Source organism: Bacteroides sp. 1_1_30 (assembly GCF_020982715.1).
Classification (GTDB): Bacteria; Bacteroidota; Bacteroidia; order Bacteroidales; family Bacteroidaceae; genus Bacteroides; species Bacteroides xylanisolvens.
This window is the reverse complement of sequence record NZ_JAJKHN010000021.1, coordinates 14,216-39,196: the sequence shown is the minus strand read 5'-3', so window position 1 is coordinate 39,196 and position 24,981 is coordinate 14,216. Positions and strand designations below refer to the sequence as shown.

Genomic DNA, 24,981 nt, shown 5'->3' with positions numbered 1-24,981 from the left:
TCATGAAACATAAACTCAATGTAAACAGCGATATTGAAAGCCGCCGGAGGATTGCGGAGCGCAGGAACGTTCCCGTCCGTGAAACCGTACAGCAAACCATTCAACCGCAACATCATGAAACAGAAGAAAATCAGGCGGCAGCCGCAGAAGAAACCGTCTCCCCGGCAGCAGAAGCCCCGAAAGCGAGAAGACGGAAGACCGCAGGGGACGCTTAAGCGCTTTCCTTTCGACGAGACACGGATAGGCTTCATGCTCCGGTATGAGATGCCGGTAGTCTATCATCTGCTCCGCAGGTTATGCGCCACGCAGCAGCCCTTCGAGCCGGACTGGCAGGTCATACGGTCGGTGGCGGAGGCATCGAAAGACCCTTCCTGCGGCAAGGCGAAGTTCCGCCGCTACCTGGACGAGTACCGCCGGGACGGGGTCTATTGCCGGCGCGGGAAACGGCTCACGCCGGGGCGCAAAGCCTACTATGAAGGCATATGCCGCCGCAAGAGAGAAGAGTATATCCGTCGGAACCGCAGAAGGCTGCTTGCCGAAGCGCGGAACGCGCCGGGCGGCGACAGACTGCTCGGGGAGATTAAAAACATTCTTAAAATGAAACGGTAATGCGCTGAAGGACAATACCGATGACAAACATTCATGTACATGTATGGCTGTTCCGGGTGATTTGCCTAATTTTGTATTCCACGGTCGCTGCAAGACCTTTCCATATTATCAAATGAGTATCCTCTTTCGGGATACGGTCAGCGAGACATCCTCTCCCAGTTTTATCAGTTGAACGCGGACGGTGCAACCGAACCCGTCCGTCCTGTTACCAGTTTCTTTGCGATGCGGGTATGCCGGGTCGCATTCTTCGGGCATTTTTAAATCCATAAAACAAAGCGTTTATGCAAGAAGAAGAAAAGAACAACGGCATGGAAGGCATGTCTGTCGAGGAAATGTTCCTCGGCGTTCAGGAATCTTATCAGGAGGCACAGTTGCGTGCCCAGGAGGAGAACAGGGCGTTCGCCCGTACGGAGTTCTTCCGCATGGACAAGTTCGGGACTTACCGTCTCCGTATCCTGCCCATCGCTCCCAATCCGGACGGCTCGCCGACACGTCCGGGCTATGAGTATCCCGTCCACCAGCTGCTTCTGGAGCTGGAGAAACCCGCTACGGGGAACAAGCCCCAGAAGATGTATGTCACTGTCACCCGCGCTACCGATGCCGGATATAGCGTTGATCCCATCGAGACTTACCGCCGTATGGCTGTCGAAGCCGCAAAAGAGGACGGGGATGACAAACTGGCGGAAAAGATTGCCGGGGGCTCGTTCGGAGGCGGTCTGAAATACAGTTACGGCCACTGTCTCTATGTATTCGACCTGGGTGAACGTGCCAAAGGCGTGCAGATGATGACCCTTTCCCATGCCCAGTTCAAGGACCTGGATGAGAGGAAGTTCAAGCTGTGGAGCAAGAAACTGGCCAAGAATCCGTCTTACCCGTGCCCGGTTTCCTCGGTGTATGACGCCTATCCGGTGGAGATTGAAAAGCGCAAGAACGGAGCTAAGACCGAGTATGTCATTTCCATTGACAACGAATCGGAACCGGTACCGTTGACCAAGGAGGAACTGACCGCCCTGATGGGTGCGCCGCGTATCCCGGAAATCATCTACCGCTACACCCGTTATCATCTGGGAGCCACCGTCGAATTCCTCAAACAGTGCGACGGTATCTACGGCATGTCGCTCATGGAGACGGATGAAATGAAGACGGTCATCGACACGCTGGACGGTGAACTGCCCAAGGAGGACACATCCGCGTTCTCGTTCGACCGCCGTACGAAAGATAACAGGGAAAACGGGCGTGAAGGCGGAGGCATCTCGCTGGACGACCTTTTCGAACGTTATGACGAACTTCAGCGGCAGGAACTCGGTGACAAGACCGAGGAGGGCCAGGAGCTGCGTGCGATGATTCGCGGCTACATCGAGCAGGAAGGGCTCTCCGTGCGTGTCACACGCTCCACGAGCAACCGTGAACTGCTCGACCTGATCGAAAGCGAGATGGAGGGTCCGAAGCCCGGTGACGAACCGGAGGATGCCCCCGGGGAGGAAGAAGAAGAGCAGCCGGAGGAAACGGAAGAACGCGCCGGGCGTCCCCGCCGCCGCAGATAAGCCTTTCACTAGTTCTTGAATTCTAATCCGACGGGAGGCATCCGGGCCTCCCGTCCTAATCACAATCGCTTAGTATGAAAGAGAACAAACCCTGCCTTTTGTTATTGAATGACATCCACATCTCGAAAGACAACATCCCTGCATTCCAGGCCAACTGGCAGGAGGCCATGGGAATTTGCAGGGAACGGGATATCCGGGAAGTGGTTGTCGGAGGAGACCTGTTCTTTTCCCGCGCCGCCCAGACACTCGATGTCCTGCTGGCCGTCAGGGATATGCTTGTATCCGCCGCAGACCATGGCATCCATGTCACGCTGGCGGAAGGGAACCACGACAAGGTGAACCAGGAATCCCTGTGCGGATATTGCCATGTCTTCGACCAGCATCCGAATGTGACTGTTGTGGATGAATCCCTGACCCTGTGCCGTCCGGAATGGAAGTTCGCGCTCCATGTAATGAGCTATTTTCCGGAAGACGGCTCTTTTGCCGAAAGGCTCGGACGATTGGCTGCGGAAGCGCTTTCCGGAGAACCGGAGCACTTCCTCTACATCCATGAGGGTATCAACGGGGCATTGGCACAGCCTTCGGAGAAGGAGCTGCCTGCCAGGATATTCTCTCCTTTCGACAAGGTCTTTGTCGGCCATTACCACAACCGTACCGTCATTCCGGGGACGGGAATCGAATATATCGGTTCCTCGCGCCAGCATAACTTCGGGGAGGACGAGGAGAAAGGATACACGGTGCTGTACACGGACGGCACGCACGAGTTTGTCAAGAACCGCGTGAACATGCGGTACCGTGTCATGGATGTGCCGGCGGAACGAGCCGGGCTGCACCTGATGGACGAGCTGCGTGAAATGGAGGCCGACGGCCGCTACAAGGTCAAGGTACGTGTCCATGTACCTGCCGCCGCAATGAAATCGGTGGACAAGGCCGCCCTGCTGGAAGCCGGAGCGGCGAAGGTGGAACTGGTTGCCGATGACGAGCAGCTGCCGGAGGCGGTATCCTCTTCGCTCTTCGAGAAATTCGACAGCCGCCGCATCCGGGAAACCTACGAGGACTTCTGCCGGGAGAAACAGATCGAGGATGTGTCGATGGGATTGGAGTATTTATCTAAAATAGAAAACAGATCATGTGGAAATTAAAGACGATAGAAGCCGAAAATCTCTGCGCCTTCCGTTCACTGTCCTACATGCTGCGGCAAGGCGTGACGACATTGATTTTCGGCGATAACCGGGACAATGACTCCCAGCAGTCGAACGGGGCAGGCAAGTCTGCCCTGTTGGAATGCATTGCCGTGGGTATTACGGGCAGCCCGCTTAGAAAGATACGCTCGGAGGAGATTATCAACGATGCGGCGGAAGAATGCCGCGTCGCCTTACATTTCATCAACGATTCCGCCACCGAGGAACTGCTCGTCAACCGCCGTATCCCGCGCAAGGGGACTTCCTCTGTCAGCTGCACGCTTTACCGTGGGGGCAGGCAGGTGATGACCGACGAGGCGGTACAGCCTTCGGTTGATGCCTATAACCGGTATATTCTTGACAAACTGGGTGTCACACGCGACGAACTGCTCAACAACTTCATTCTCTCCAAGTACCGGTATGAGGATTTTCTTTCGTCATCGGACAAGGAGAAGAAAGAGGTCATCAACCGCTTTTCCAACGGTATCCTGGTGGACGAGGCCATAGCCCAAGTGGAGAAAGACATCGTGCCGCTCTCTGAAAAAAAACGGCAGGTGGAACTGGAACTGGCCGGGTTGGACGGGCGTATCGGGATGTTACAGGAGCAGATACGCAAAGAGGAGGAAGCTGGAGCCGAGCGGGGGCGTACCCGTGTGGAACGTATCATGGGACTGGAAACGGCCATAGCGGCCAAGAGGGAGCAGATCCGTACCGGGCACGAGACCGTGGACAGGCTTGAGGAACAGCTTGCCGGAGTGCAGCGGGCGGACGAGGCTTTGCAGGAACTGGAAGCCGGAGATACCGCATTGGAAGCGTGTCTGGAAAAGATAGCGGAAATGATGTCCCTCTTTCCCGATGCCCGGCAGACGGACTGGGACAAGGCCATTGCCGAAAAGAAAGGACGGTTACAGACCGCCACAGAGCGGTTGAAGGATTGCGATGCCGTCTTGAAGCAGGCGGAACTGGAACTGAAAAACAGGACTGACGGCTGGGAACAGTTCAAGAAGGAGTATGCCGCATTCTGTGAGGCATACAGGGATCAGTCCGATACGACTGCGGAGAGACTGCGGGAAATCGACATCCGTCTGCGCGACCTGTCCGGCAGCATCGAGGAACTGCGCCATAAACGGCGTATCGTTTCTGCCGGTATTGACGGCCTCTCGAACAAACTGGCCGGCTCCATCACCTGTCCTTTCTGCGGGTATGAGTTTCTGGTGGCAGAACCGCAGTTCGACATCAAGGCCGGCATGAAGGAACTGAAGCTCCGTCAACGGCAGCTCACGGAAATCAACGGCTGTATCGATGAGAAGCAGGAGGAGACGGATGCCGTGGAGTTGCAGCAGAACCGGCTGAACCATGAGCGCCGGATATTGGAAGGCAGACGCACCGGATGGGAGGAGCAGCTGGCCGGGCACGAACGGGCCGTCAGGAATGCCACCCGCCACGTGGAAGAGGTGGAAAGCGGGCATAAACGCATCGCTTCCGAAATTACCGCCCTGCAAAGTGAAATCGAAGGTGTCCGCCGCAAGGTATTCGACGAGGTGTTCGGATTCATAGACGAGCGCAATGCCGTACTGAACCGCGGCATACGGGTAGGCAAGGAAGATATACAGGCCGCGGCCTGCGCCATCGACACTTTGCAGGCCACGATCCGGGAGCTGGATGAGGCGGCTTCACCCGACCTCATACAATCGCTCAAGGACACTCTCCGTGAAACGCGCGGAAAGTCTAACGAGGCGGCAGGGCGCAAGACGGCCGTCGATACCCGGGTCCGTGCACTGGAGATACAGCGGGAACGGTTCGTGCAGTTCAAGACCTATCTGGCCAACACGAAAATCGAGGCGCTCAGCCGTATTACCAACGAATTCCTGCAAAACATCGGCAGCGACATCCGTATCCGCTTCGACGGGTATACCATTCTCAAGAGCGGTAAGGTAAGGGAGAAAATCTCCATCTCGCTGTTGCGCGACGGCATGGACTGCGGCTCGTTCGGCAAGTTCTCGGCAGGCGAAGCCGCCCGTGTGAATTTGGCGACCATCCTTGCCATGCAGAAACTCGTGAACAGCAACTGCGATGGGGACAAGGGACTGGACCTGCTCGTGCTGGACGAGATACTCGAGGCGGTCGATGAAGCGGGGCTTGCCTCCATGTTCGAGGCGCTGAACTCGCTCGGCGGTACCGTGCTGGTCGTCTCGCACGGGAATGTGGCGGAGGGGTATCCGCATAAACTGGTAATCGTGAAAGAGAATGGCGAATCAAGACTCGGAGAATAGCGTACTGACCCGGGAGCAGGTACTGGCGCTGGACATCGCCACGCATACCGGATACTTCTCCCTGCATGAGGCCGGGACATGGAACTTCACCGAAAGCAAACGGCGCAACGGCAACAAGATGCACGGCGCTTTCAGGACTACGCTGCTCTCGCTACTCCATCGTTACGGCATCCGCCGCGTCGTGGCCGAGGATGTGAGCGTGAACCGCCATTTCTACGACATGCGGCGGCTCTCGGAACTCAGGGGCATCCTGCTCGAAGTGTGCGATGAACTGGATATCCCGGAACCGGAGTTCGTCAACCCGGCTGTCCTCAAGAAATGGGCGACGGGAGACGGACACGCCACCAAGACGCAGATGGTCGCGGCCTGCAAGGACAGGTACGGTATTGTCCCGGTGGATGACAACGCGGCGGATGCCTGCCACCTCTTCTACTATTACATCCGCAGGCACAGGCTGTGACAAGCCGACAACGGTTTGGATTTTTTCCGGGCGGCGGTAATGCTGCCACCCGTTTTTTCAATTGACGCTCACGGTAGCTGACAGATTAGGACATGAGATTCATTATCAACCTTTTCAGTCAGTGGAAACGTGGAAAAGAAAGATGTGTTTATTGCGGTTCTCCAGCCTGAAGACGAATCCGCGAGACAGAGGGCGGAACTTCTCAGAAAATATGTGATGCCGCACAAGAATCTGATATACAGCATTTGTATCAAATATACCTATAACCAGGAGGACATCGAGGACAACTACCTCGAGGCGTTGGCCAACTTCTTCAAGTATATGGACAGTTATGATCCGGCCCGTCCGGTAAAGACCTGGATCTATGCCGTGACCAAACGGCTTGTGGCGGACCTGAACAACCGCAACAGGAACCGCATGCCCCCGGACGACAATATCGACATTTCGGAAATATCCTCTTCGCTGTCGGATGAGGACGAACCGTCGGGAAACAGCATGGGGATGGACAACTACCGCGAGTTCTATAACGATGACATCCTCTGGGCACTGGACCGGCTCAAACCGATTTACCGGGAAGCCCTGCTCTTGCAGCAGGCTGGTTACAAACTCGGGGAAATCATGGAAATCACCTATAACAACGGTACTTTGCAGACCAGGAACGTAGAAACGGTAAAAAGCCGCATCTTCCTGGCCAAGACGCAGCTGCGCAAACTATTGACACACGATGGAGAGAAAAGAATGGATTGACGGATGCCGGAGGCTCTTTACACGGCTGGTCCGCACCACGGTGTGGGCGGATTTTGTGTTCCCTGCCGGCGGCAAGTCGGACAGGCAGCTCGGGATGTGTTTCGACAGCTTGTGCCGGGAGGTCGTCTCCGTCAGCGCGGAACGCTTGTCCGACTTCTGTATCTGTCAGACATATGCCATTTCCGGATATGATACCGCGTATCGCAGGAAATGGAACGTCTCCCATTCATTCGGGAAGAAAGCCATCGGCCGCTATCTCCGCTCGGGAAAGGAACGCCGCTACCGGGAGGACCGGTGGCTGAAGAGTTTCGGGCTGTCACGGCAGGATCTGGTGCGGGCGGTGGAAGATCGCCGCAGCCATCCGTTCGGACGTTTTATCTATCCGGAATACGAGGAGACGACCAAGCGGCGACTGCTCTCCACCGAAGCGGGATATCTCATCTGCGCGCTCTCCACGCTGATGTGGACGCCTTTCTCTCCGTCATGCTCAAAATGTGCGAAAGCGGAGCCGTGCCGCAGAAGGACACAGGCGCGCTATCCGGAACTGTACCGTATCCGCTGTGAGGCGTGGCGGAAAAAGGAGGCAAAGCCATGAGTGCCGTCAATCCGCTCAGTGCCGAGTTCCTGTATGAACTCTATGCCACGGCGCTCAGACAGGAACCGTTGTGTGCCGTCCTTACCCGGCATATGCGCAAGGAATACCTGCCGGACCGTTCGTTCCAGCGGGTACAGGAAGCGATAGCCGCACATTTCAGGACATACAAGACACCGCCGTCGTATGCCGTGCTGGCACAGACCTTCCATGAGGATTACGACGCCATCGAGCTGATAGACACTTTCCGGGAGTATGACGAGGGACAGAGCGCCGAGGTGATGACCGACATGCTGGAGTCCTACATCAAGGGGGTCCGGTTGCAGTCGGTCTATGCGGAGGTCGGAAAACTGTATAACGAGAACAAACAGGACAAGGCGGAGAAGACTCTTCGGGAATATGCCGAGTGGCTGGCAGGATTCACGCTGAAGAGCACCTCGTTCGTCGATGTGGCCGCGACTTTCAAGGAGCGTTTCGAGAGGAACCGCCGGCGCGAGGAGGAAGAGGAACGCTCGGCCGCCCCTCGTGTGTCCCGCTTCTACATCCCGTATCTGGATGCACTCAATGCCGGACGTAACCTGCGAGGTCAGCTGACCTGTTTCCTGGCCAGCACAGGCGTGGGAAAGTCGCACATCGCCAAATGGATCGGTGTCAGGGCGGACATCGATGACGGGCTGCATGTGCTGCATTTCCAGCTGGAAGGTTCGGAAGAAGAGGCGTTGAACGCCTATTCCGGCGGACTGATTTCCAGGAACGCCTACTATTACGAGCGGGGAAAGATTTCGGATACGGAGATGAGACATCTGGAAAAACTGGTCGCCTCGTATGCCGGAAGCATCACGGTGCGCAGTTACCCGCATTTCAATGCCCAGGTCTCGACACTCGACATCAAGAACGGCATTTCGGAATACAGGAAGCTCAAAGGATATAATCCGGACATCGTGATTGTGGATTCGATGGACTTGCTGACGGATGCCAACCGCCGTTCATGGGGAGCCGACCATGAACGGGCGAAGCGTATCGCGGTGGCCAATGACCTGAAGGACCTGGCGGCGGACGAAAAGGTATGGATGGTGGTGACTTACCAGTCTACCATCGAAGACCGGGAGTGGCTGAATGACGAGCGGAACGTGCTGACCGAGTACAACTGTTCGGAGGCCAAAGGTCTGGCCCGCCCGTGCACGCACCTTGTTTCGCTCAACCAGTCATCGGCTGAAAGAAAGGAGAACGTTATGCGCCTGCACGTGGCCAAAAGCCGGTTCTTCAAGAAAGGAGACACTATCAGGATTGCCACCGACTACGACAATGAGGTGTTCTATGACGGGCAGAGGACACTGAATCTGAACAGGGAATAAAAAGCCATCGATCCGGATGTGGCGTGTCGGTGGCTTTTTGACTTGTAACGACTGGAATGTTGAGAATATATGGCAGCTTACATGCGTAAAACCAATTCCGGACAGATACGATTTTTATTGTATGCCCTTTGTATTCCGCCATATCGTCCGTTCCCCATGTTATCAACAGCAGGGTTTCACTTTGCAATTCTCTTGCCGCCTCCTCCAAGGCTTTCAGTTCACGTTCACGGGTCTTGGCGTCCGAGATATCATACGACACCTGTACCAGACAAGAAACCTTGTACCCGCCCTTGAGTACAAAATCAATCTCTGTGTCATTTTTTGTGTGGTAATAGAACAAGGTATCGTAGCATGTGATCATTTTAGAAAAATGCAATAATTGCAATAACATAAAATGAATTGCCATTGAGTTTTCACAAGAAACGACCGACGGCAGTTTGGGTAAAACTTTGATCTCACAGTAAAAAGTCTCGGCATCGGTAAGAGAATAACAGATTTGGATAGCCAGTTCCCCTTCCAGGATGTAAAAAACGCCTCTACACCTAATAATCAGCCAATGCTGATTCAGTAATCTTCTACCTAAGATACTGATCTGGATAAGGACAGATTCCCATTGACTGGCAGCTTGTTGCACCGTTTGAGTTTAATAAGTGCCAATTAGGCCGTTCGGATGGAAACTCCAAAAGAACATGGAAAAGAGCATGCAAAAACATACTTTCGGAAAACATATCCAAAGTACTACATTGGCAGTCGTTTAGAGGAAAATGTATTCTTTAGGCGGATTCCAGTATATTAGATTTCCTTTCCTTTTTGTTTAAGAAGGAAAGAGTCAAAGATATCTCCAGCACTTACTCCTATTGAAATGGTCCGGATTTGATGCCCTTCATTGGGAAAAACAGTTACAGTCATTATATTTTTCTCAATCCTGATAGATATACAGTTATCTTCATATTTTTGCCCATTATCTATTATATTTTCAGTTCCATTGATAGCATATACCCAAAAACTCTCATAATTATAGTTCATAAAGATATAACTCTTGCCTGCTTGTGGAACTTCTATATTGTTTTTATTATTCCAAATCATAGGGTCCCAATCTCCATCTTTATCCGTACAAGAAAAAAGAAGAATACTTATTGTTAAAAGGAAAAGCCAATTTTTCATATCGAAATTATTGAATATTCAAGATTATACTTATACATTTTTTGGAAAGATAATACTTTTATTAAGTGCGATCAATCACATTTTATGGGTAATTAAAAAATGTATTGACTTTCATTTTCCCTGATTGTTACTCACCACGCACTCGGCACACTTCCCCGTGTGCCTTTTCCTTGTAGGCTTGCGGGGGAGAGAGTTTCATCCTCCTCTCTCCTTTGTATTTACAAGCCTTTTCACGCTATTCCCTGACTGGACGTACAGAAAATCCGCCAGCTCGTGAGAAAACCGCCCGTTTATCTCGCGAATACTTCCCCCCGGGACGCGAAACAAGAGTCTTGCTAAAAGACAACACCGGAGCTGTATTGAGATTCCCTGCTGTTGCTGTCCAATAATAACTGGCACCTATTATTATATTCCCATTTTTATTGTTCCTGCCGAGTGAGTTTGGAAAAAAGAGGGTTCCCCCTGTAGTATCCCAATTCCCGGGAGCTTTCATCGGTTTACAATAAAAGTAACCACCCTGATTATTTGCAAATAGGGTTATAAATCTATCGCCATTTATATTCCTGTCTGTATTTTGCTCATACTCATTAATTGTAGTTGCCGAGAAGACTCCTGATGCAGGCAGACAAAAACCACTTGGCGAAGGGTCATAAATGGTTTTTCTAACCGATGCATCAATAGCTGTGTTGCTGGAAGTACTGCATCCCCAAAGATCAGTTTCATTCTCCAAAGTCCAATTTGTATTATTCCAAGCCGAAGAAGCAATATCCTGGTAGAACACGTGCGGATTCTTTATACCTACAGCGATAGGAACCTTCTTCTTGATTGTTTTAAATTGGTAGTCTGCTAAAGCATAACAAGGTTTTGAAGTCGGTGACGAAGAGCCATCGACAGCCCCTGGCATCGGGTCTTTACGTCCGAACTGGAAATAAGTATTATTGCCGCTTTGTTTGACGATATGTTCTTCCTGAACAAATGGCACAATCTTTATCATCCCAGTCACAGCCTGTGTGAAGCGCACCAGCACCTTCCGTCGGGCATAAGTCGTGGTCTCGCCGTCGCACCAGCCGATGTTCACCGGCATCATGGCATAGCTTTTGTTACTTTTACTATACATGTTTTTGATACCCTCACCGAGTCTGTAATCCGTAACCCAGATATGCCAGCTCCACATGACTTCTCCCTTCCCCCGCACGGCCACGACAGCGTTACCCTGCCTGATTGCCGATCTGTCCACCTTGAACTCCAGCCTTTTCTTGTCAGCCGAAAGCCAGACCTCTGTCACCAAATTCTCCTCGTCCTGCCAGAGCAGGATAGCATCGGTAGGATTACATTGAGAATTATTATAGATATATGGATTAGAAATCTGTTTATCGAGGTGATTCCTGAAATGCGGCTTATTATAAGCAGGGGTATTGAAATTCCCGTTCTTGATTCCATTGCCGTAAACCAACGGGAGTGAATAGATGCCCGGAGCGTTTACCAGATAACAATTTGCCGTATTCTCCACCGCCTCTTCTCCACTGCTGTTGGAGAGGTTATAGGGTGTTTTTCCCGTTTGGACATTGATGTCTTCTGCTATCTGTAACTTACTGTTGTGCGGGTTTTCTGTCACGCCCTGCTGGGCTTCGGCCGTTGCCCTATGCTGCGATACACCACCATTGCCGCTCTCGGTGAAGCCCGTGAACCAGAAGGGGCGGGAAATTGCATGATAACCACCCACGCCGTCCTCCTCTACAAACTCAGCCGACCATTTCATTTCGACTTTCTGCGAAGAACCATCCTCACCGGAAACGGTAGCAAAACTACGAACCGTATAATTTACAGCTCCCCCTTCGTGGGTAAAATTACCGGAAGATGTTACGGAAAATTCCGGGACCACAGATATACTTGTCGTGGAAATCCGGTAGGTGATTGTTTTACCCATGGGCCAGATTTTCCCGGCAATAGAGGTGCTCAGAGTACGTGGCGTCGAGGAGAGCCCGTCCGTGTAGGCTATCTCAATAGAAGCTCCTGCGGGAAGATGCTGGGGAATCATCATAAAAGTAGTTACTCCACCTGTAATCTCCTCGCCGGGCTGCCCGCTCACTTCTTTGTCGGGGGTCTGGGAAAAGCTCTTCACGCTGCCGAAATCCCGCCAAGAGGTACCGCCCACCGGGTAAACAGCTTTCCCGTACACGTTTTTTAGTGTGATTTTCGTGATACGCCCGGGCAGCATGTCGTCACCCGTGACAAATCGCACGGCGGTAAGCACGTGTCTGAAATTCAGGGGAGCTGTGGACGAGGTGTTGCCGGGCATCTCACCGGAAACGGCCACTAGCAGGTCTTTTTGATCCGGGACATCATCCGGGAGCGAACAGGTGATTGTCGGGGTCCCCGCCACGTCTTTCCCCGATAGGACGATCCCCTCCCAATTGTAAGGTGCGTAGGCGAAGAAACGCACGTTGCGCCCGCCCCCGGGCCAGTAGTAAGAGGTTGTCCAGGAAGAGGATTTCGTGACCATGACATTGTACATGTAATCCGGAAAACATGAACTCTCATCCCATGCACCGGAATACACAGAGGCCAGCACACCGAACGAATCGTAGAAGCCCATACCGTCGACAGGCGCGGCCCGGGTCAGCACCCGCCCTTCTCCGGCACGGTCGCTCCCGGACAGGAAAGCATGCAGGTAAAGCTCCCGCCCGCCATCCTCCGTCTGCAAGGGTAGTACCCCCAGAAGAGAATCCACCACAACCATGTCCGTATCCTCCCGATCCCCGCCCGTACGGGTAATCGGCCGTACTGTAGCATCAGATAAAGAGAAACTGATTTCAGGACCCGGATGCATGGTTGTCAACGACTCATCCCAGCACGAACCGAGTAACATCATTACAATCAACAACACCCAAAAGCACGCACCGGATGAGCAAAAGCCCCTTGAAACAATGGTATAAATCTTTTTACTCATTCTATAATAATTTTCTTTGTCAGTGACTATTTACATGTATTCTGCGATGAAGAGAGGGCGACTCAAAAAACTGAGTCGTCCTCGTTTTATCCGTACTCCTAATGGAAACTTTCCCAAAATTTTCAATTCTCAGAAAAAAACCTTTCGGGCAACCTCTTTTTCTACATATTAATATCCTCTGCTTTCTCTGTCCAGTCAGTCACACTTACAGTAAACTTGATCGCTCCGCCCAAAATATCGTCCCCGGGCTGGTAATTATCATCCGGATCCACCACTTTCTCGGGATCGACCTTACCGGCCCCGTTCGAGAAATCGAGCGTGTAAACGTACTTATTACCAGCCACCCAATTCGTCTCAATAGGAACGGCCACCCAGTCATAGTCACCACCGTTGGCAACCGGATAGACATGTGCCCCCGCCTTTGTAGTGATTTTAACTTTCACAGCCAGATAAGCCCCCTTCGCGACATTGGTTTTGTCTGTAGCAGCAGCCCATGCAGTAAGTTGCTGCGGAATCAGCATGGCGTTGTCATCGTCCGTTTTCATAATGGAAGCGGGCATGCCATTCAACATCCTTTCTGTCTCATAGGTAACCTCGTAATTGGTTTTCTCTGAATTCAGCGTCCATGTGTTAGCATCAAAATCGAACGTCCCTTTAGAAACGGGCATTCCGATACGCACGCCTTTCACTTTGTACTGATAACCCTCGTTTGTATTTTTGGCCTTGACCTCAATCTGAACCAACCGATGCTCGAATTGCAACTGAACGCCTGACGTTTCATTTGTTTTATTACCGGTAGCCTTGATCGTAACGAAATCTTTCTGATTGCTGATATCTGTTGCAGGTGAAAAATCAGTAAGCTTCTTGGTCGCGGAAGTGATTGTCAACGTCCCACCAAGATCAGTTTTTGAAGGCGAGTAGGCATAAAATGTCAGGGTGCTTCCATCTCCCGGCCAATAATAAGCAGGTGTAGAGGTAAAAAAATTACCATTTTTCGAGAACAACTGATCCGAGAAAAGATTTTCATTGCGTGCGTCCAGGGCAGTCACGTAAATACTACTCATATTCGCCGTGTTCGTTTCCTGGGCACGGGTCCCCATGGCAGCTCGGAAATCAATTGCATTTCCCTTGTTGGTATCCAATACATTTTCTTCCGAGCACGATACCATGACAAGTGCAGCCATGGCAGTTAAAAATAATTGCTTTTTCATACGTAAATAATATTAAATTAAACAAATAAAATTGATTCTTACATTTCTATATTTTCCTCCTCCGTTTCCCACTCGCTGACGTTTGGGCGGAAGCCACCGCCATTGGCGATGGGTTTCGGCACGGGAAGGCCGTACAAAAGGATGTGTACGTTACGGGGATCCGGGGCCGTGTGGACCTGCTCCGTTACATCGTAGGTATGTTTCCACTCGCTCCCGTCGGACAAAACGGCATAGACCGTCAGATGATGCATGTTCCGTTTCGAGTGGCATTGTCCGAAAGTGAGCAGCTCCCCTGTAACAATGGTTTTATTATCAGAGATGACTCCGTCGAAAGGTATTGTAACCCGCTCGTCCGTCGTTTCTTCCCTGCCGGCAAATAACCCACTCGCCAAACTTGACAGCACACCACTTATTCCCGACACATATTTAAGATTCTCGGCATTGCGAATCTCTATCGAATAACGACATACAGATACTTTAGGATATAAAGTAATGGTTTGCAACTGTTTTTGAGTCAGCTCTACATGTACTATGTAATCGCTCCAAATCATATCAGGCGAGAGCATTATAGGCTCCGATTCTACCGCTCCGCTTCCATGCATATTCTTTACATCCATCATGTTCATGAAGGCATAACCTGAAGTAAGAGTTACCTCCCTTGTAGTTACACAAAAAGTTTCCCTTTGCCTCGTGTTCAGGTAGCGAATATTTTCCGTGTCACTGTTTAGGCACAACACGCTATATGCCCCGTTAGAGACACGAAAAGTTCCTCCTTTTCGGTCGGTAAAATCATAACGTACTACCTCGCCGCCTCCGACAGGAAACAAATAGAGCGACATAGATGCCGGATTGGCATCAGGAGCCTTCTGCCAATCAAATATCACTCTTGCATTCACAACATGAGGAATACCATTATAAAGTTCTTTGTGTTCACAAGAAAGCATGACAGCGAGCATCACCACTGAAATAATTGCAAATGCACATTTTTTCATTTTCTGCCTCCTTTCTCATTAAAATAGCCTTTCCCAAGCAGCCAAACAAGTGAGACCTCCGCCTTCGTGGGACCAAACCAATGACGCCGTCCAGTCTCTTTCCAAACATAATATTTATTTTCTGGATAGTATTTTTGAAACTCTCCACCCCAATACCCGGCTCCGATAACAAAATCAAGATTTAAACGACGTCTGATAGGTAAAGAGTAGCCGTACTCTACTCCAACTGTATAATTCATCTTATCCCAAAGTGTACCTCCTGGTATACCACCTATATATCCCCGACTTCCAGTCTCGAAATCATAAGTGAACCCTTGCGAATAAATACCAAGATGATGTCCGGTTAGCGGCTTTTGGTTAGCACGGGAACCGAAATACTTTCTAAAAAACAGTTCTCCTCCGTAAATACGCCAATAATGATGACGTTGATCATTTTTCCACCAGGCGTACATCCAACTCCCTCCAGCTGACCATCCCTTCCCCAAATAAAACTCCATACCCAAATTTGGAACGAGAGCAACGCAATAGAGTAAATTGGTTTTCAGTCCGATATAAATGGAGCGTCCCCCTATAGGTTCAACTGGTTGAAGCGGTATCGAAAGTGGGGTGGATATAGAACCTGTCGAATCATTAAAGAGAGACCGATAAATGGGAATAGCCATTCCCGGTTTCAGTATTCCGACTGAACAAGGTTCATAAACGAAAAGAATCTTTGTCCTACGTAGTTCAGGAAAGAAAAACTTTTCCATATATCGCCAGACCCGTCCTCCATACAGACGCTGTAAACGATTTTTGCGACTGTCAACAATTGCCCCGTCACGAATGACCCACTCGGGAGTGTTGTACAAGATATCCAACACTTCTGTCCGGTGAGGCATGTCAGACATGGCAATCTGTCCCGTCAGACCAATCCAGTCCACTCCTCTGGACTCCATCTTGAAAAAGCAGGTATCCAGTGCCAGTTTTTCTTTTAAATATGTCCTCGCAGCTATACCCCTACGGTCGGAAAGGTATCTGTTAATCTCCGTCCCTCCTTCCGGAGATGCTCCTGAAACGATACAAACCTGGCGTAAGCGGTGTTCCGATTCCTTGTTAAACAGCCTCGTGTGGTGCAGCAAGGAATCGAAGCGGATACCGTTATCCCGAAAGGAGGAAGACAACGTATCATATCCTTGTTGGAAATATAATTTCACGCTTACCGTATCACGGGACACCATCTCCTGCCCAGTCAGATACCTGACATTCGAAAATGGCATGAGAAGTAATAAAAATAACCTTATGTTTATTTTCACCATTCTATATATTATATATTTAAAGTTGTTTTTCTGAAAAGCTATCTGCTTCACTCGATTTTGTTATTGTCATGCAAATGTATTGTTTGCAGGTATAGAAAAAAAAGAAACAATTAACTTTTTTTTGCTTATAAGTACTTAAAAATTAATCTTAATAAACTTAAACATACTTTAGGAATGTTGTCTAAATACTTATTTATACTTTTCCTCTATCTTTGCAGTAGAATATTGAGATTAAACGTTTCAAATTAGCATAAAAGTGTGCTTAATCATAATTGAATTTCTTATTATCATTAAAATTATTTGTATGTTTAAATGGTATAATTATATAATTTCCAACTCTATCGAACAAGGAACGCTGATGGAATATCAGCAAAAACGTGTATTTCATGTTTTTCTGGTCCTGCTGGCTTTGTGCATACCAGCATACATGTATATGATCTCTTTTCCCAATAAAATATATTATTATTTAAACGGGGCACTTTTTATTGCAACAATCCTGTTCGTTATAGCCTACTTCACGAATAAAATAAAGTTGAACACCGCTTTCTATTTTATTCTGATTTCAATACATATTGAAATTGGCACGGAGATTATCTATTGTTCCACAATTGACGAATATCCGTATCAAAGATTGTTGATCATGGGCAATATCATTTTATCCGTCTTGTTTACTATGTTTTCCGTGTGTGCCTACATGAGCAAGACCACCATTCAGATATCGCTTATTTCTGTCTTGTCGTACACCGTTTGCGTATTTATCACCAATGGTCCCTTTCTTACAAACTATCTCCCTATCATTGTTATTATATTCACGGTGAAATCCTTGTTCGGTATTTTACTGCACAGAAACATAAGTTGCCTGCAGCAGGAGAACGACATGCTGAAAAAGGAGGAGTCAACGTTGCTAAAAGTACTTCAGGTGAATAGGGAAGAATTGTTTGCTCTCGCGGAATTGATAAGTAAGGAAATTTCGGAGGACAATATCAACTCGTTGCTGGATGTTGTCGGGGAAAAGACAAGAAAGACACTTTTTATGGCTCTTCACGCCCATCTCAAAGAAGAAAAGAGTAGGCTTGAAATCATCAGAAAAATATATCCGGAACTCTCTCCATCTGAATTATCTATCTGTCGCTTGATTCTACAGGATAAAACCGTCAGTCAGATATGTGAAGAACTGCATAGGAGCAGCGGCAATATCACCAGTCAGCGTGCGAATATCCGAGCAAAATTTAAACTAAAAAAAGGAGACAATCTAAAGGAATATTTACAGGAACGGATGAAACAGTATGAAGAACAGTACGAATCAACGACATGATCACACTCCTTGTTTATGAGGATTGACTACATGAACTATTGCTAAATCTTTAGTTTCGCAGTAGTTCACATACCATGTTCTAAATCAAAACTCTTTTGAGGAAAAATTGAAGGTTTTAAGTTCTATCCGAAAGTCAATATTGATTTTTATTTTTTTTACAATACCCATCTGTATAAGTTAGGATGTTTTTTTCTAGTTTTTTGGGGGAATCTGATGATTTCATGTCTCTGAAAATGTTTAGGTACTGCGCTTTTGAAATAGGAGTTGCTGTTCACTGCACGGGTGTGCCAGTCCTTTTCCTCCCTGCTCAGTTTTCCGCCATTGTTCAGTTTGATACGAAGTCTGTACACTTTGCTGACTTGCAGGTTCTTCAATTTCGGGACTTCCCACGCTACGAATTTTGTTGCTACCGTTGCTCTCACATCCGTTTTGTTTTTTGTTTTAATGCGAATTCAAGAGCTGAAGGAGTTGAGTTTCGGGCGCTTAAAAAGGTAAGGGAGTAGAGGATGCAAGGTTTTTCGGAAAAATACGACCGCAGGGTTGGAGATTTTTCCAGAAAACAGGAGGCTTGACCTTGCATTCCCGTCAATTCCCGAAATTACCTTTGCAGCCAGAACGGAAATGGCTGCCAAATGCGGTTGCTGAAAGGCACAAAAATTGAGAGAAACGAAAATAGAGGCAGATCCGGAAAAAAACTTCAAGGAGAGAAATCCACAAAACGATAAAATCCAAAAAGAAAAGGAAACACAGCCGGGGAGAGTGAAAACATTCTTCCCGGTTTGCCTGCTGTGGGGAACGGCTTGTTTCATTGATTCTGTCATAATCTCCCGTTTTATTTGTAATTTTGTACTTGAAGAGCTCTTTGAAGGTTACGCAACGCATAGAAATATATTGCAATAGATAACTAACTCAATCGTAACCTATTACCATAATGAGCAAATAACTATGTCCATTCTCAAGAGTTCAGACCTTTTTCATAATTTCATTGTACCAATCCGAATTCTTTTTCCATACATTTTAAACCAACCTGTAGCGGTCGCGACTATACCTTAGTATGGAACTGTCGGTACATGAATATCAATATCTGGTTTCGGAAATAACCCGCGAGACGGGTGCCAAACGGGACGGGAGCGGTAAGAACCTTATCGTTCCGTGCTGCCCGTTCTGCGGAAAGTCGGGCGGCAAGTTCGGTATCTATATCGGCAAGGAGACTGCCCGCCGCCAACCTTTCATGGCCCACTGCTTCTCCTGCGGGGCATCCACTCGTACATTGGAGCGACTTCTGGAGGCTATCGGCCGCACGGACCTGATGGTCTCGCAAACAGCTGACATAGCCTCACCGTTGAACCTGCACCTGCTGGAGGAGGACGAGGCGGAAGAGATAGACGACGAACTGATGCCGGTCGAATTGCCGGACTTTTACAAGCGCACTTTCCGGCATCCGTATTTGCAGCGGCGCGGCTTCTGTTTCGACGATTACGAGTATTTTCCGGTCGGGATAACCGGCAGGCTCAATCCGCGCTACGCGGACTATGTCGTCTTTCCGGTCATCGATGACTGTACGGTTGTCGGCTATGTCTCCCGCCATACCTGGCCGAAAGAGGATATAGACACCCACAACCGCAAGACCAGACATAGCGGCGGGTACAAGATACTGCGTTACCGGAACTCCACAGAAAACGATTTTTCCAAACTTCTTTATAACTACGATGCCGTCCGTATGGATGAAACAGATACGGTCATCCTTGCGGAAGGTATTTTCGATGTCATCGCCCTGACCCGCAGACTCGAACTCTATGACAATTCCCATGTCGCAGCCGTGGCCACTTTCGGAAAGAAAATCTCCGATGTCCAGATCTACAAGTTGCAATCGAAAGGCGTGAGAACCGTGGTTATCGGCTACGACAGCGATGCCGTCGAGTCGGTAAAGCGGACGGCGGAACGGCTGAAACCCTATTTCGAGGTTTTCATCGCGGACATTGCCGGTGCAGCCAAGGACTGGGACGAACTCACGGAATCGGAAATCTACGGGATTTTCGCCTGCCGCCTGCTGTCCGTCCTTGAATACAAACTCAAAAAAGTACAGGAAAGATGATACAGAAACTTTTCTCATGGCTCGATGCACAACGGATAACCTATATCCCGGTCGATACGGAAGTGGTGGATATTCCCAGCTTCGGGCGGCTTTTTACGGCCGACCTGTCGGGAGTGGAATCCATCTTCCGCAGCGACGGGGACAGGCTCGTGTTCAACCTGATGGAAAGTCCGGATGTGCTAATAGAAGAAGGAATCTTCCATGTGGCCTTCCCGTTCGGCAGGAACTGGTACTACTATGACCTGCGGGAAGAATTCAGTTTCAACCTGCTGAAATATATCGGCCGCCCCAAGCCCCCGGTACACGATGTACCTTTCGTGAACCTCGGCATCCATACCTCCTACGAACTGCTGAACGCCTGCGGTTCGCCGGAGGATTTGTGCCGCAAGGCGAAATGGCTCGGGCATACGGCTGTCGGCATCTGCGATCGCAATACAATGGCCGCCACGCTGAACCTTCAGAAGGAGTGCGCCAATACCGGGCTGAAACATATATTCGGCTACTCGCTGACAATGATGCACGAAGAAGAACGTGTCGGGCTGAAGATTTATGCCTTGGATAACGAGGGGCTGCATAATCTGCTGCGCATCCAACGGGCTGTCATGGTCGATTCGGAAGACAACACCCTCCGCTATGAACAGCTGCTGATGTATGCCGCAGGTTGTGTGCCAGTCTTTGCCACCCGTTCAGTCTACTGGATGGCCGGACATTCCAAACAGGTGGAGCGTATCCGAAAAGGTGCCGAAGCGGTCTATTACCAAGTCGACGCCAACGAATACAAGGCGGATCGCATCGACAGGGAGCAACTGGAAGCCCTGAAATATTATTTCGGCAACTGTTATGATGCCGACACGGATTCATTTACAGTAGAACCAGTCCTGATTCCGGACTGCTACTACATGGACAAGGACGATGCAGGGTACAGAATCGTAGTGAACAAAATTGCCACGGGAGCCGCTCATGAACAGAGCGATGACCAGTATTTCAAGACAGCGGATGAATTGTACGACACGCTCCGTCCTCTGTTCTCCGGGCAATGGGACTTCGACTCCCTGTTCAGGCGCATGTGCCGTCCCACGGTGGAGATTGCCGGACGTGCGGACGCCTCATTCGAGACCGGGCGCATGTTCATGCCGGAATACCGTATGCGGCCGGAAGAGCGGGAACGGTATGGCGACCGCCGTACGATGTTCCTCAGACTGCTTGACGACGGGCTGGACCGGGAAGTGCCGGAACCGGAGCGGGAACGCTACAGGGAACGGCTGGACGAGGAAGTCTATATCATTGAATCGACCGACAATGTGGACTATTTCCTGGTGCAGTGGGATATGGTGCGGGAGGCACACCGGAGAGGTATCGCAACCGGTATAGGTCGCGGTTCCGCCGGGGGATCGCTGGTTTCCTACCTGCTTGGCATAACCTCCATCGACCCGCTGAAATATGACCTTATCTTCTCGCGCTTCCTCGTGCCGGAACGCTGCGGGCTCAGCTGGAAAGACGAACTGACGGTGCTTGCCCCGGACATCACACTCGGCAAGGGCGAACGCTATGTGGAAATGGAATCCGAAGGCAAGACTTACCGTCTGTGCACGGATGCCCGGATGCGGGTAATCCGTAACGGAGAAGAGCGGACGATATACGCAGATGAATTGATGTGTGGCGACGAAATCCTTTTTGACCGCCGAGATTGCTTGTGGAACCTAAAGGAACTCGAAACCCATGAATCCGATCTACGAACACCACCGTCCCTATGACGGTTGCGACCTTTACCAGGGCGATGCACTCGATGTGCTGCCCCTGCTGGCTGAAGAAGGCATCACTGCCGACATGGTATTGTCAGACCCTCCATACGGTACGACACATTGCCGATGGGACGCCGTGATAGACATCCCCGGGATGTGGAATGCCGTACAGGGCATATCCAGACCTGACACTCCCATCCTGCTGTTCTGCCAGCATCCTTTTACGAGCCTGCTGGGCAGCTCCAATCTCCGCAGGCTACGGTATGCCTGGGTATGGGAGAAGACGCAGGCGACAGGTTTCCTAAACGCCAGGCGTATGCCGATGAAGGCGCACGAGGACATTCTGGTCTTTTACGACAGGTTGCCGAAGTATCATCCGATCAAGACGGACGGGCACAAGCGCAAGGTCGTGATGGCCGAACACCAGCGGAAATGCGATGCCGGCGAGATATACCGGAAGCACGACAATTTCCGGGATTACATATCCACGGAACGCTATCCGCGCAGCGTGCTGAAATTCAAGACCGACAAGCAACAGTCCTGCCTGCATGCGACACAGAAACCTGTCGCCCTGCTGGAATACCTGATACGCACCTACACCGATGAAGGAGACATTGTCCTCGACTTTGCGATGGGCAGCGGCAGTACAACCGTGGCCTGTCGGAATACTGGACGCCGGTTCATCGGCGTGGAGATAGACCGGGAAATTTTTCAGACAGCACTAAACCGTATAACCCATGGCTGACCTCCGGGAAATCTGGGTGGATATCAAGAACTATGAAGGAAAGTACAAGATCAGCAACCTCGGGCGTGTCAAGAGTCTGGAACGGCAAGTTTCGCATGACGGTATCACCTGGACACAACCCGAACGCATCATGTGCCATTGGTGCGGGACGACTTCGCTTTATGACTGTGTCCGGCTCTACAAAGGCGGTGTCGGGAAGAAGTTCTCCGTGCACCGTCTGGTGGCACAGCACTTCCTGCCCGACTGGAATCCGGGACTGGAGGTGAACCATATCGACGGGAACCGCGACAACAACCGTGCGGATAACCTGGAAATGTGTACGCACCAGCGGAATATGGAACATGCCATAGCGGGTGGTCTCAAACGGGATTACGGCGAGAAAAGCGTGAACGCCAAACTGACCAACGGGCAGGCGGAAGAGATACGGGTGAGATATTCCTCCGGCCAGGCTTCCCAGAACAGCCTGGCAAAACAGTACGGTGTCAGCCGCCAGACGGTAAGCGCGATAATACGATACAAGAAATATATCAGATGAAAGTAACACATATAAGAATCAGGAAAGCAGACGGGCCGCTGACGGTCATGGATGCCTTTGTGGACAAAGGACTGACGGAAGGCGGCCACGCTTCGCTGCCGGACATAGATGTCGACTATGCCTCCGACCGGCGGCAGGAGATCAAGGATTACCTGGAAGAACGGTACAACGCGGACGGCCGCCAGCGTGTCTTTTCCGCCGGCACCTTTACCACGATGAAACTGAAAGCCGCCTTGAAGGACGTGGCACGCGTACACCGCGTGCCTCACTCCATCGTGAATTATATCACCGCCATGATAGATGATGGCACGGACTGGACAGGACTGTTCAGACAGGCTGCCTCCAACAGGAAACTTCGGGACTTTATCCAGACCTATCCGCTGGTCATCGAGGACGTGCAAGGATTGCTCGGACAGCCCAAAGCGGCCTCCATACACGCCTCGGCCATCGTTGTCACACCGGACACGCGGGACGGCAGGCCCGCCGAATGCTTCGATTTCCTGCCGGTCCGCAAGATGGACGGGGCACTGGTATCGGAGTTCGACGGCTATTCGGTCGATGAGATCGGATTGCTGAAGGAGGATGTGCTGGCGACAAAGGAGCTAGCTAAACTGAGTGCCGTCATCGCGTTGGTCAACCGGAATTTCGGGCAGGAACTCACCATCGGGCGTATCACGCAGGATATGCTGGAAGACGGGAAGACCTACCGGCTGCTCTCGGACGGCAACACGCAGAATGTGTTCCAGTTCTCTTCGCCGGGCATTACCCGGTTTATCCAGGATGTACAACCGGAGTGTATCGAGGACCTGATCGCCATCAATGCCCTGTACCGTCCCGCCACACTCGACATCGGCGCCACCGATGATTATGTCCGCTTCAGGCGTGGCGAAGTGGCCCCGGTCTATAACTACGGCTGTTATAAAGCGACGAAGAACACTTTCGGAATCATGGTCTACCAGGAGCAGTTCATGTCCGTTGCCCATACGCTCGGGGGATTCGACCCCGGGAAGACCGACTATCTGCGCAAGGCCATAGGAAAGAAGAAAGCCGACCTGATGGCCACGCTGAAAGCGGATTTCATTACCGGAGCCGTCGGAAACGGATGCCCGAACTATGAGGCGGAGGAAATCTGGCACAAGATAGAAGTGGCCGGGAAATATTCGTTCAACCGTTCCCATGCCGCGGCATACGCCCTTACAGCCTATTGCGGGGCATGGCTCAAGGCCAATTACCCCTCGGCATTCTACACGGTGGCCTTGCAATGGGCGGACGATAAGGAGATTCCTTCGTTGATCGCGGAGATGGAACGCTGCTCGTCGGCTAAGATCGTGCCGCCGGACATCAACCGCTCCGGGACGGAGTTCTTCACCGACTATGCCACCGATGAAATCTTCTGGTCGCTTACCCGTATCAAACAGGTCGGTGTCAAGACAGTGGAATACATCGTCACGGAACGCGACCGGGGCGGGGCATATACCGGTATCGAGAACTTCATCCACCGCATATTCCGTTACAAACTCAAGAAATACAGTTACTGGGACGACCCCGACAATGCGGAAGAGGCCGTGAAAGTCCCCGTGAACGCCCGGCATGTCAAGCACATGATTCTTGCCGGATGCTTCGACCGTATCGAAAAAGTCGGGGCGGTTACCGAACGCTGCGCGCTGCTCGAACGCGCCGCACGGGAACTGGGATTCTCCCTTTCTGAAAAAGACTTCCCGCAGGACATGCGCGGGCGGCATTTCTTCTGGTCGCAGCAGCAGATTGCCGTGTCGGGTATAGGCAACATCGATTACCGCCGCATCTTCGACAATTCGGAAGCCCGCGGGCAGGTCAAGGGAAAAGCCTCTTACCTGACTCTGGACGAGGTGGCACGGGACGAGAACGACGGCAGGCGTGCAACTGTCTGCGCCACGGTGGTGGATGTAACCGAACATACCTACAAGGACAGGGAGACGGGAAGCCGGAAGCGTTTCGCCAAGCTGACACTCTCCCAGAACAACCGTCTGGCGGAATGTGTATGCTGGAACGACTATTACATGGAACACCGCACCGAGATCCAGTCGCTCAAAGACCGGGTGGTCATCCTCACTGCCGTCATCCGTTACAGCGACTACAACGGCTGCAATACATTGCAGACCTATAAGAACTCATTGTTATTCATTCAATCCTGAAA

The 24,981-nt window shown here is 50.8% G+C and carries 23 protein-coding genes and 1 pseudogene; 15 read left to right on the top strand and 9 right to left on the bottom strand.

The genetic code is table 11. The annotated features are described in order from the left end of the window. Nucleotides 1-2 precede the first annotated feature (2 nt). On the top strand, nt 3-215 hold the full coding sequence (locus LPH68_RS07985; RefSeq protein WP_196044936.1) for a hypothetical protein: 213 nt from the start codon (nt 3-5) through the stop codon (nt 213-215). 49 nt (nt 216-264) lie between these two features. Beyond that, the gene (locus LPH68_RS07980; RefSeq protein WP_230296903.1) at nt 265-609 is read left to right on the top strand and encodes a hypothetical protein; all 345 of its coding nucleotides are present in this window, start codon (nt 265-267) and stop codon (nt 607-609) included. Between the two features lie 108 nt (nt 610-717). On the opposite strand, the gene LPH68_RS07975 is transcribed toward LPH68_RS07980, so the two are convergent. After that, on the bottom strand, nt 718-876 hold the full coding sequence (locus LPH68_RS07975) for a hypothetical protein (protein WP_196044935.1): 159 nt from the start codon (nt 874-876) through the stop codon (nt 718-720). Nucleotides 877-890: 14 nt separating this feature from the next. Here LPH68_RS07975 and LPH68_RS07970 point away from each other — a divergent pair, with 14 nt between their 5' ends. The 7 genes from LPH68_RS07970 to LPH68_RS07940 all read left to right on the top strand — a co-directional run bounded on the left by LPH68_RS07970 (nt 891) and on the right by LPH68_RS07940 (nt 8,761). Beyond that, entirely contained in the window at nt 891-2,153 is a 1,263-nt protein-coding gene (locus LPH68_RS07970; protein WP_196044934.1) for a hypothetical protein, read from the top strand. A gap of 74 nt (nt 2,154-2,227) precedes the next feature. Next, nucleotides 2,228-3,295, top strand: a complete 1,068-nt coding sequence (locus tag LPH68_RS07965; RefSeq protein WP_196044933.1) for a phosphoesterase — start codon at nt 2,228-2,230, stop codon at nt 3,293-3,295. Beyond that, nucleotides 3,283-5,607, top strand: coding sequence for an SMC family ATPase (locus LPH68_RS07960; protein WP_218049957.1), 2,325 nt, complete (start codon nt 3,283-3,285; stop codon nt 5,605-5,607). The genes LPH68_RS07965 and LPH68_RS07960 overlap by 13 nt, the downstream gene beginning before the upstream one ends. Continuing rightward, a complete protein-coding gene (locus tag LPH68_RS07955) occupies nt 5,582-6,067 on the top strand; it encodes a crossover junction endodeoxyribonuclease RuvC (RefSeq protein WP_196045836.1) in 486 nt (161 codons plus the stop codon). The genes LPH68_RS07960 and LPH68_RS07955 overlap by 26 nt, the downstream gene beginning before the upstream one ends. A 144-nt stretch (nt 6,068-6,211) precedes the next feature. Further along, the gene (locus LPH68_RS07950) at nt 6,212-6,814 is read left to right on the top strand and encodes an RNA polymerase sigma factor (RefSeq protein WP_196045839.1); all 603 of its coding nucleotides are present in this window, start codon (nt 6,212-6,214) and stop codon (nt 6,812-6,814) included. Continuing rightward, nucleotides 6,792-7,409 (top strand): hypothetical protein, encoded by a 618-nt coding sequence (locus tag LPH68_RS07945; RefSeq protein WP_196045837.1) that lies wholly within the window; start codon nt 6,792-6,794, stop codon nt 7,407-7,409. Before LPH68_RS07950 ends, LPH68_RS07945 begins: the two co-directional genes overlap by 23 nt. After that, the gene (locus LPH68_RS07940; protein WP_196045838.1) at nt 7,406-8,761 is read left to right on the top strand and encodes a DnaB-like helicase C-terminal domain-containing protein; all 1,356 of its coding nucleotides are present in this window, start codon (nt 7,406-7,408) and stop codon (nt 8,759-8,761) included. The genes LPH68_RS07945 and LPH68_RS07940 overlap by 4 nt, the downstream gene beginning before the upstream one ends. Here LPH68_RS07940 and LPH68_RS07935 read toward each other — a convergent pair. The 6 genes from LPH68_RS07935 to LPH68_RS07910 form a co-directional block, all read right to left on the bottom strand. After that, nucleotides 8,688-9,167 (bottom strand): hypothetical protein, encoded by a 480-nt coding sequence (locus LPH68_RS07935; RefSeq protein WP_230296902.1) that lies wholly within the window; start codon nt 9,165-9,167, stop codon nt 8,688-8,690. The two genes, LPH68_RS07940 and LPH68_RS07935, sit on opposite strands and share 74 nt — an antisense overlap. Before the next feature lie 386 nt (nt 9,168-9,553). After that, nucleotides 9,554-9,925, bottom strand: a complete 372-nt coding sequence (locus tag LPH68_RS07930; protein ID WP_196068825.1) for a hypothetical protein — start codon at nt 9,923-9,925, stop codon at nt 9,554-9,556. A 235-nt stretch (nt 9,926-10,160) separates the two neighbouring features. Further along, entirely contained in the window at nt 10,161-12,875 is a 2,715-nt protein-coding gene (locus LPH68_RS07925) for a fimbrillin family protein (protein WP_230296901.1), read from the bottom strand. Nucleotides 12,876-13,036: 161 nt separating this feature from the next. Beyond that, entirely contained in the window at nt 13,037-14,086 is a 1,050-nt protein-coding gene (locus tag LPH68_RS07920; protein ID WP_196045718.1) for a fimbrillin family protein, read from the bottom strand. 38 nt (nt 14,087-14,124) lie between these two features. Then, nucleotides 14,125-15,078 (bottom strand): DUF5119 domain-containing protein, encoded by a 954-nt coding sequence (locus LPH68_RS07915; RefSeq protein ID WP_196045719.1) that lies wholly within the window; start codon nt 15,076-15,078, stop codon nt 14,125-14,127. Further along, entirely contained in the window at nt 15,075-16,334 is a 1,260-nt protein-coding gene (locus LPH68_RS07910) for a DUF3575 domain-containing protein (RefSeq protein WP_230296900.1), read from the bottom strand. Before LPH68_RS07910 ends, LPH68_RS07915 begins: the two co-directional genes overlap by 4 nt. 343 nt (nt 16,335-16,677) lie before the next feature. Between LPH68_RS07910 and LPH68_RS07905 the strand changes: the two genes are divergently transcribed. Next, nucleotides 16,678-17,688: a LuxR C-terminal-related transcriptional regulator gene (locus LPH68_RS07905; RefSeq protein ID WP_121972104.1), complete on the top strand. Its 1,011-nt coding sequence runs from the start codon at nt 16,678-16,680 to the stop codon at nt 17,686-17,688. 239 nt (nt 17,689-17,927) lie between these two features. Here the strand turns inward: LPH68_RS07905 and LPH68_RS26815 are convergent. Next, nucleotides 17,928-18,110: pseudogene (locus tag LPH68_RS26815) on the bottom strand (molybdenum ABC transporter ATP-binding protein); the annotation flags it as partial. 30 nt (nt 18,111-18,140) lie between these two features. Next, the gene (locus LPH68_RS07895; protein ID WP_196045305.1) at nt 18,141-18,509 is read right to left on the bottom strand and encodes a hypothetical protein; all 369 of its coding nucleotides are present in this window, start codon (nt 18,507-18,509) and stop codon (nt 18,141-18,143) included. A 233-nt stretch (nt 18,510-18,742) separates the two neighbouring features. Here LPH68_RS07895 and LPH68_RS07890 point away from each other — a divergent pair, with 233 nt between their 5' ends. From LPH68_RS07890 to LPH68_RS07870, 5 genes are read left to right on the top strand one after another with little or no spacing between them, the layout of a single operon-like run. After that, nucleotides 18,743-19,783, top strand: a complete 1,041-nt coding sequence (locus LPH68_RS07890) for a toprim domain-containing protein (RefSeq protein ID WP_196045303.1) — start codon at nt 18,743-18,745, stop codon at nt 19,781-19,783. Further along, nucleotides 19,780-21,537, top strand: a complete 1,758-nt coding sequence (locus LPH68_RS07885; protein WP_196045301.1) for a PHP domain-containing protein — start codon at nt 19,780-19,782, stop codon at nt 21,535-21,537. Before LPH68_RS07890 ends, LPH68_RS07885 begins: the two co-directional genes overlap by 4 nt. Further along, entirely contained in the window at nt 21,503-22,270 is a 768-nt protein-coding gene (locus tag LPH68_RS07880; protein ID WP_196045299.1) for a site-specific DNA-methyltransferase, read from the top strand. Before LPH68_RS07885 ends, LPH68_RS07880 begins: the two co-directional genes overlap by 35 nt. Next, nucleotides 22,263-22,805 carry an HNH endonuclease gene (locus tag LPH68_RS07875; RefSeq protein WP_196045297.1) on the top strand — a complete coding sequence of 181 codons (543 nt, stop codon included), beginning with the start codon at nt 22,263-22,265 and terminating at the stop codon, nt 22,803-22,805. The genes LPH68_RS07880 and LPH68_RS07875 overlap by 8 nt, the downstream gene beginning before the upstream one ends. Continuing rightward, nucleotides 22,802-24,979 (top strand): DNA polymerase III subunit alpha, encoded by a 2,178-nt coding sequence (locus LPH68_RS07870; RefSeq protein WP_196045295.1) that lies wholly within the window; start codon nt 22,802-22,804, stop codon nt 24,977-24,979. Before LPH68_RS07875 ends, LPH68_RS07870 begins: the two co-directional genes overlap by 4 nt. Nucleotides 24,980-24,981: the final 2 nt, after the last annotated feature.

What these genes read in the sequence shown, in the direction of transcription:
- LPH68_RS07985 (WP_196044936.1), top strand. Translation starts at nt 3, where the DNA reads ATGAAACATAAACTCAATGTAAACAGCGATATTGAAAGCCGCCGGAGG.
- LPH68_RS07980 (WP_230296903.1), top strand. Translation starts at nt 265, where the DNA reads ATGCCGGTAGTCTATCATCTGCTCCGCAGGTTATGCGCCACGCAGCAG.
- LPH68_RS07975 (WP_196044935.1), bottom strand. Translation starts at nt 876, where the DNA reads ATGGATTTAAAAATGCCCGAAGAATGCGACCCGGCATACCCGCATCGC.
- LPH68_RS07970 (WP_196044934.1), top strand. Translation starts at nt 891, where the DNA reads ATGCAAGAAGAAGAAAAGAACAACGGCATGGAAGGCATGTCTGTCGAG.
- LPH68_RS07965 (WP_196044933.1), top strand. Translation starts at nt 2,228, where the DNA reads ATGAAAGAGAACAAACCCTGCCTTTTGTTATTGAATGACATCCACATC.
- LPH68_RS07960 (WP_218049957.1), top strand. Translation starts at nt 3,283, where the DNA reads ATGTGGAAATTAAAGACGATAGAAGCCGAAAATCTCTGCGCCTTCCGT.
- LPH68_RS07955 (WP_196045836.1), top strand. Translation starts at nt 5,582, where the DNA reads ATGGCGAATCAAGACTCGGAGAATAGCGTACTGACCCGGGAGCAGGTA.
- LPH68_RS07945 (WP_196045837.1), top strand. Translation starts at nt 6,792, where the DNA reads ATGGAGAGAAAAGAATGGATTGACGGATGCCGGAGGCTCTTTACACGG.
- LPH68_RS07940 (WP_196045838.1), top strand. Translation starts at nt 7,406, where the DNA reads ATGAGTGCCGTCAATCCGCTCAGTGCCGAGTTCCTGTATGAACTCTAT.
- LPH68_RS07935 (WP_230296902.1), bottom strand. Translation starts at nt 9,167, where the DNA reads ATGGCAATTCATTTTATGTTATTGCAATTATTGCATTTTTCTAAAATG.
- LPH68_RS07930 (WP_196068825.1), bottom strand. Translation starts at nt 9,925, where the DNA reads ATGAAAAATTGGCTTTTCCTTTTAACAATAAGTATTCTTCTTTTTTCT.
- LPH68_RS07925 (WP_230296901.1), bottom strand. Translation starts at nt 12,875, where the DNA reads ATGAGTAAAAAGATTTATACCATTGTTTCAAGGGGCTTTTGCTCATCC.
- LPH68_RS07920 (WP_196045718.1), bottom strand. Translation starts at nt 14,086, where the DNA reads ATGAAAAAGCAATTATTTTTAACTGCCATGGCTGCACTTGTCATGGTA.
- LPH68_RS07915 (WP_196045719.1), bottom strand. Translation starts at nt 15,078, where the DNA reads ATGAAAAAATGTGCATTTGCAATTATTTCAGTGGTGATGCTCGCTGTC.
- LPH68_RS07910 (WP_230296900.1), bottom strand. Translation starts at nt 16,334, where the DNA reads ATGCCATTTTCGAATGTCAGGTATCTGACTGGGCAGGAGATGGTGTCC.
- LPH68_RS07905 (WP_121972104.1), top strand. Translation starts at nt 16,678, where the DNA reads ATGTTTAAATGGTATAATTATATAATTTCCAACTCTATCGAACAAGGA.
- LPH68_RS07895 (WP_196045305.1), bottom strand. Translation starts at nt 18,509, where the DNA reads ATGACAGAATCAATGAAACAAGCCGTTCCCCACAGCAGGCAAACCGGG.
- LPH68_RS07890 (WP_196045303.1), top strand. Translation starts at nt 18,743, where the DNA reads ATGGAACTGTCGGTACATGAATATCAATATCTGGTTTCGGAAATAACC.
- LPH68_RS07885 (WP_196045301.1), top strand. Translation starts at nt 19,780, where the DNA reads ATGATACAGAAACTTTTCTCATGGCTCGATGCACAACGGATAACCTAT.
- LPH68_RS07880 (WP_196045299.1), top strand. Translation starts at nt 21,503, where the DNA reads ATGAATCCGATCTACGAACACCACCGTCCCTATGACGGTTGCGACCTT.
- LPH68_RS07875 (WP_196045297.1), top strand. Translation starts at nt 22,263, where the DNA reads ATGGCTGACCTCCGGGAAATCTGGGTGGATATCAAGAACTATGAAGGA.
- LPH68_RS07870 (WP_196045295.1), top strand. Translation starts at nt 22,802, where the DNA reads ATGAAAGTAACACATATAAGAATCAGGAAAGCAGACGGGCCGCTGACG.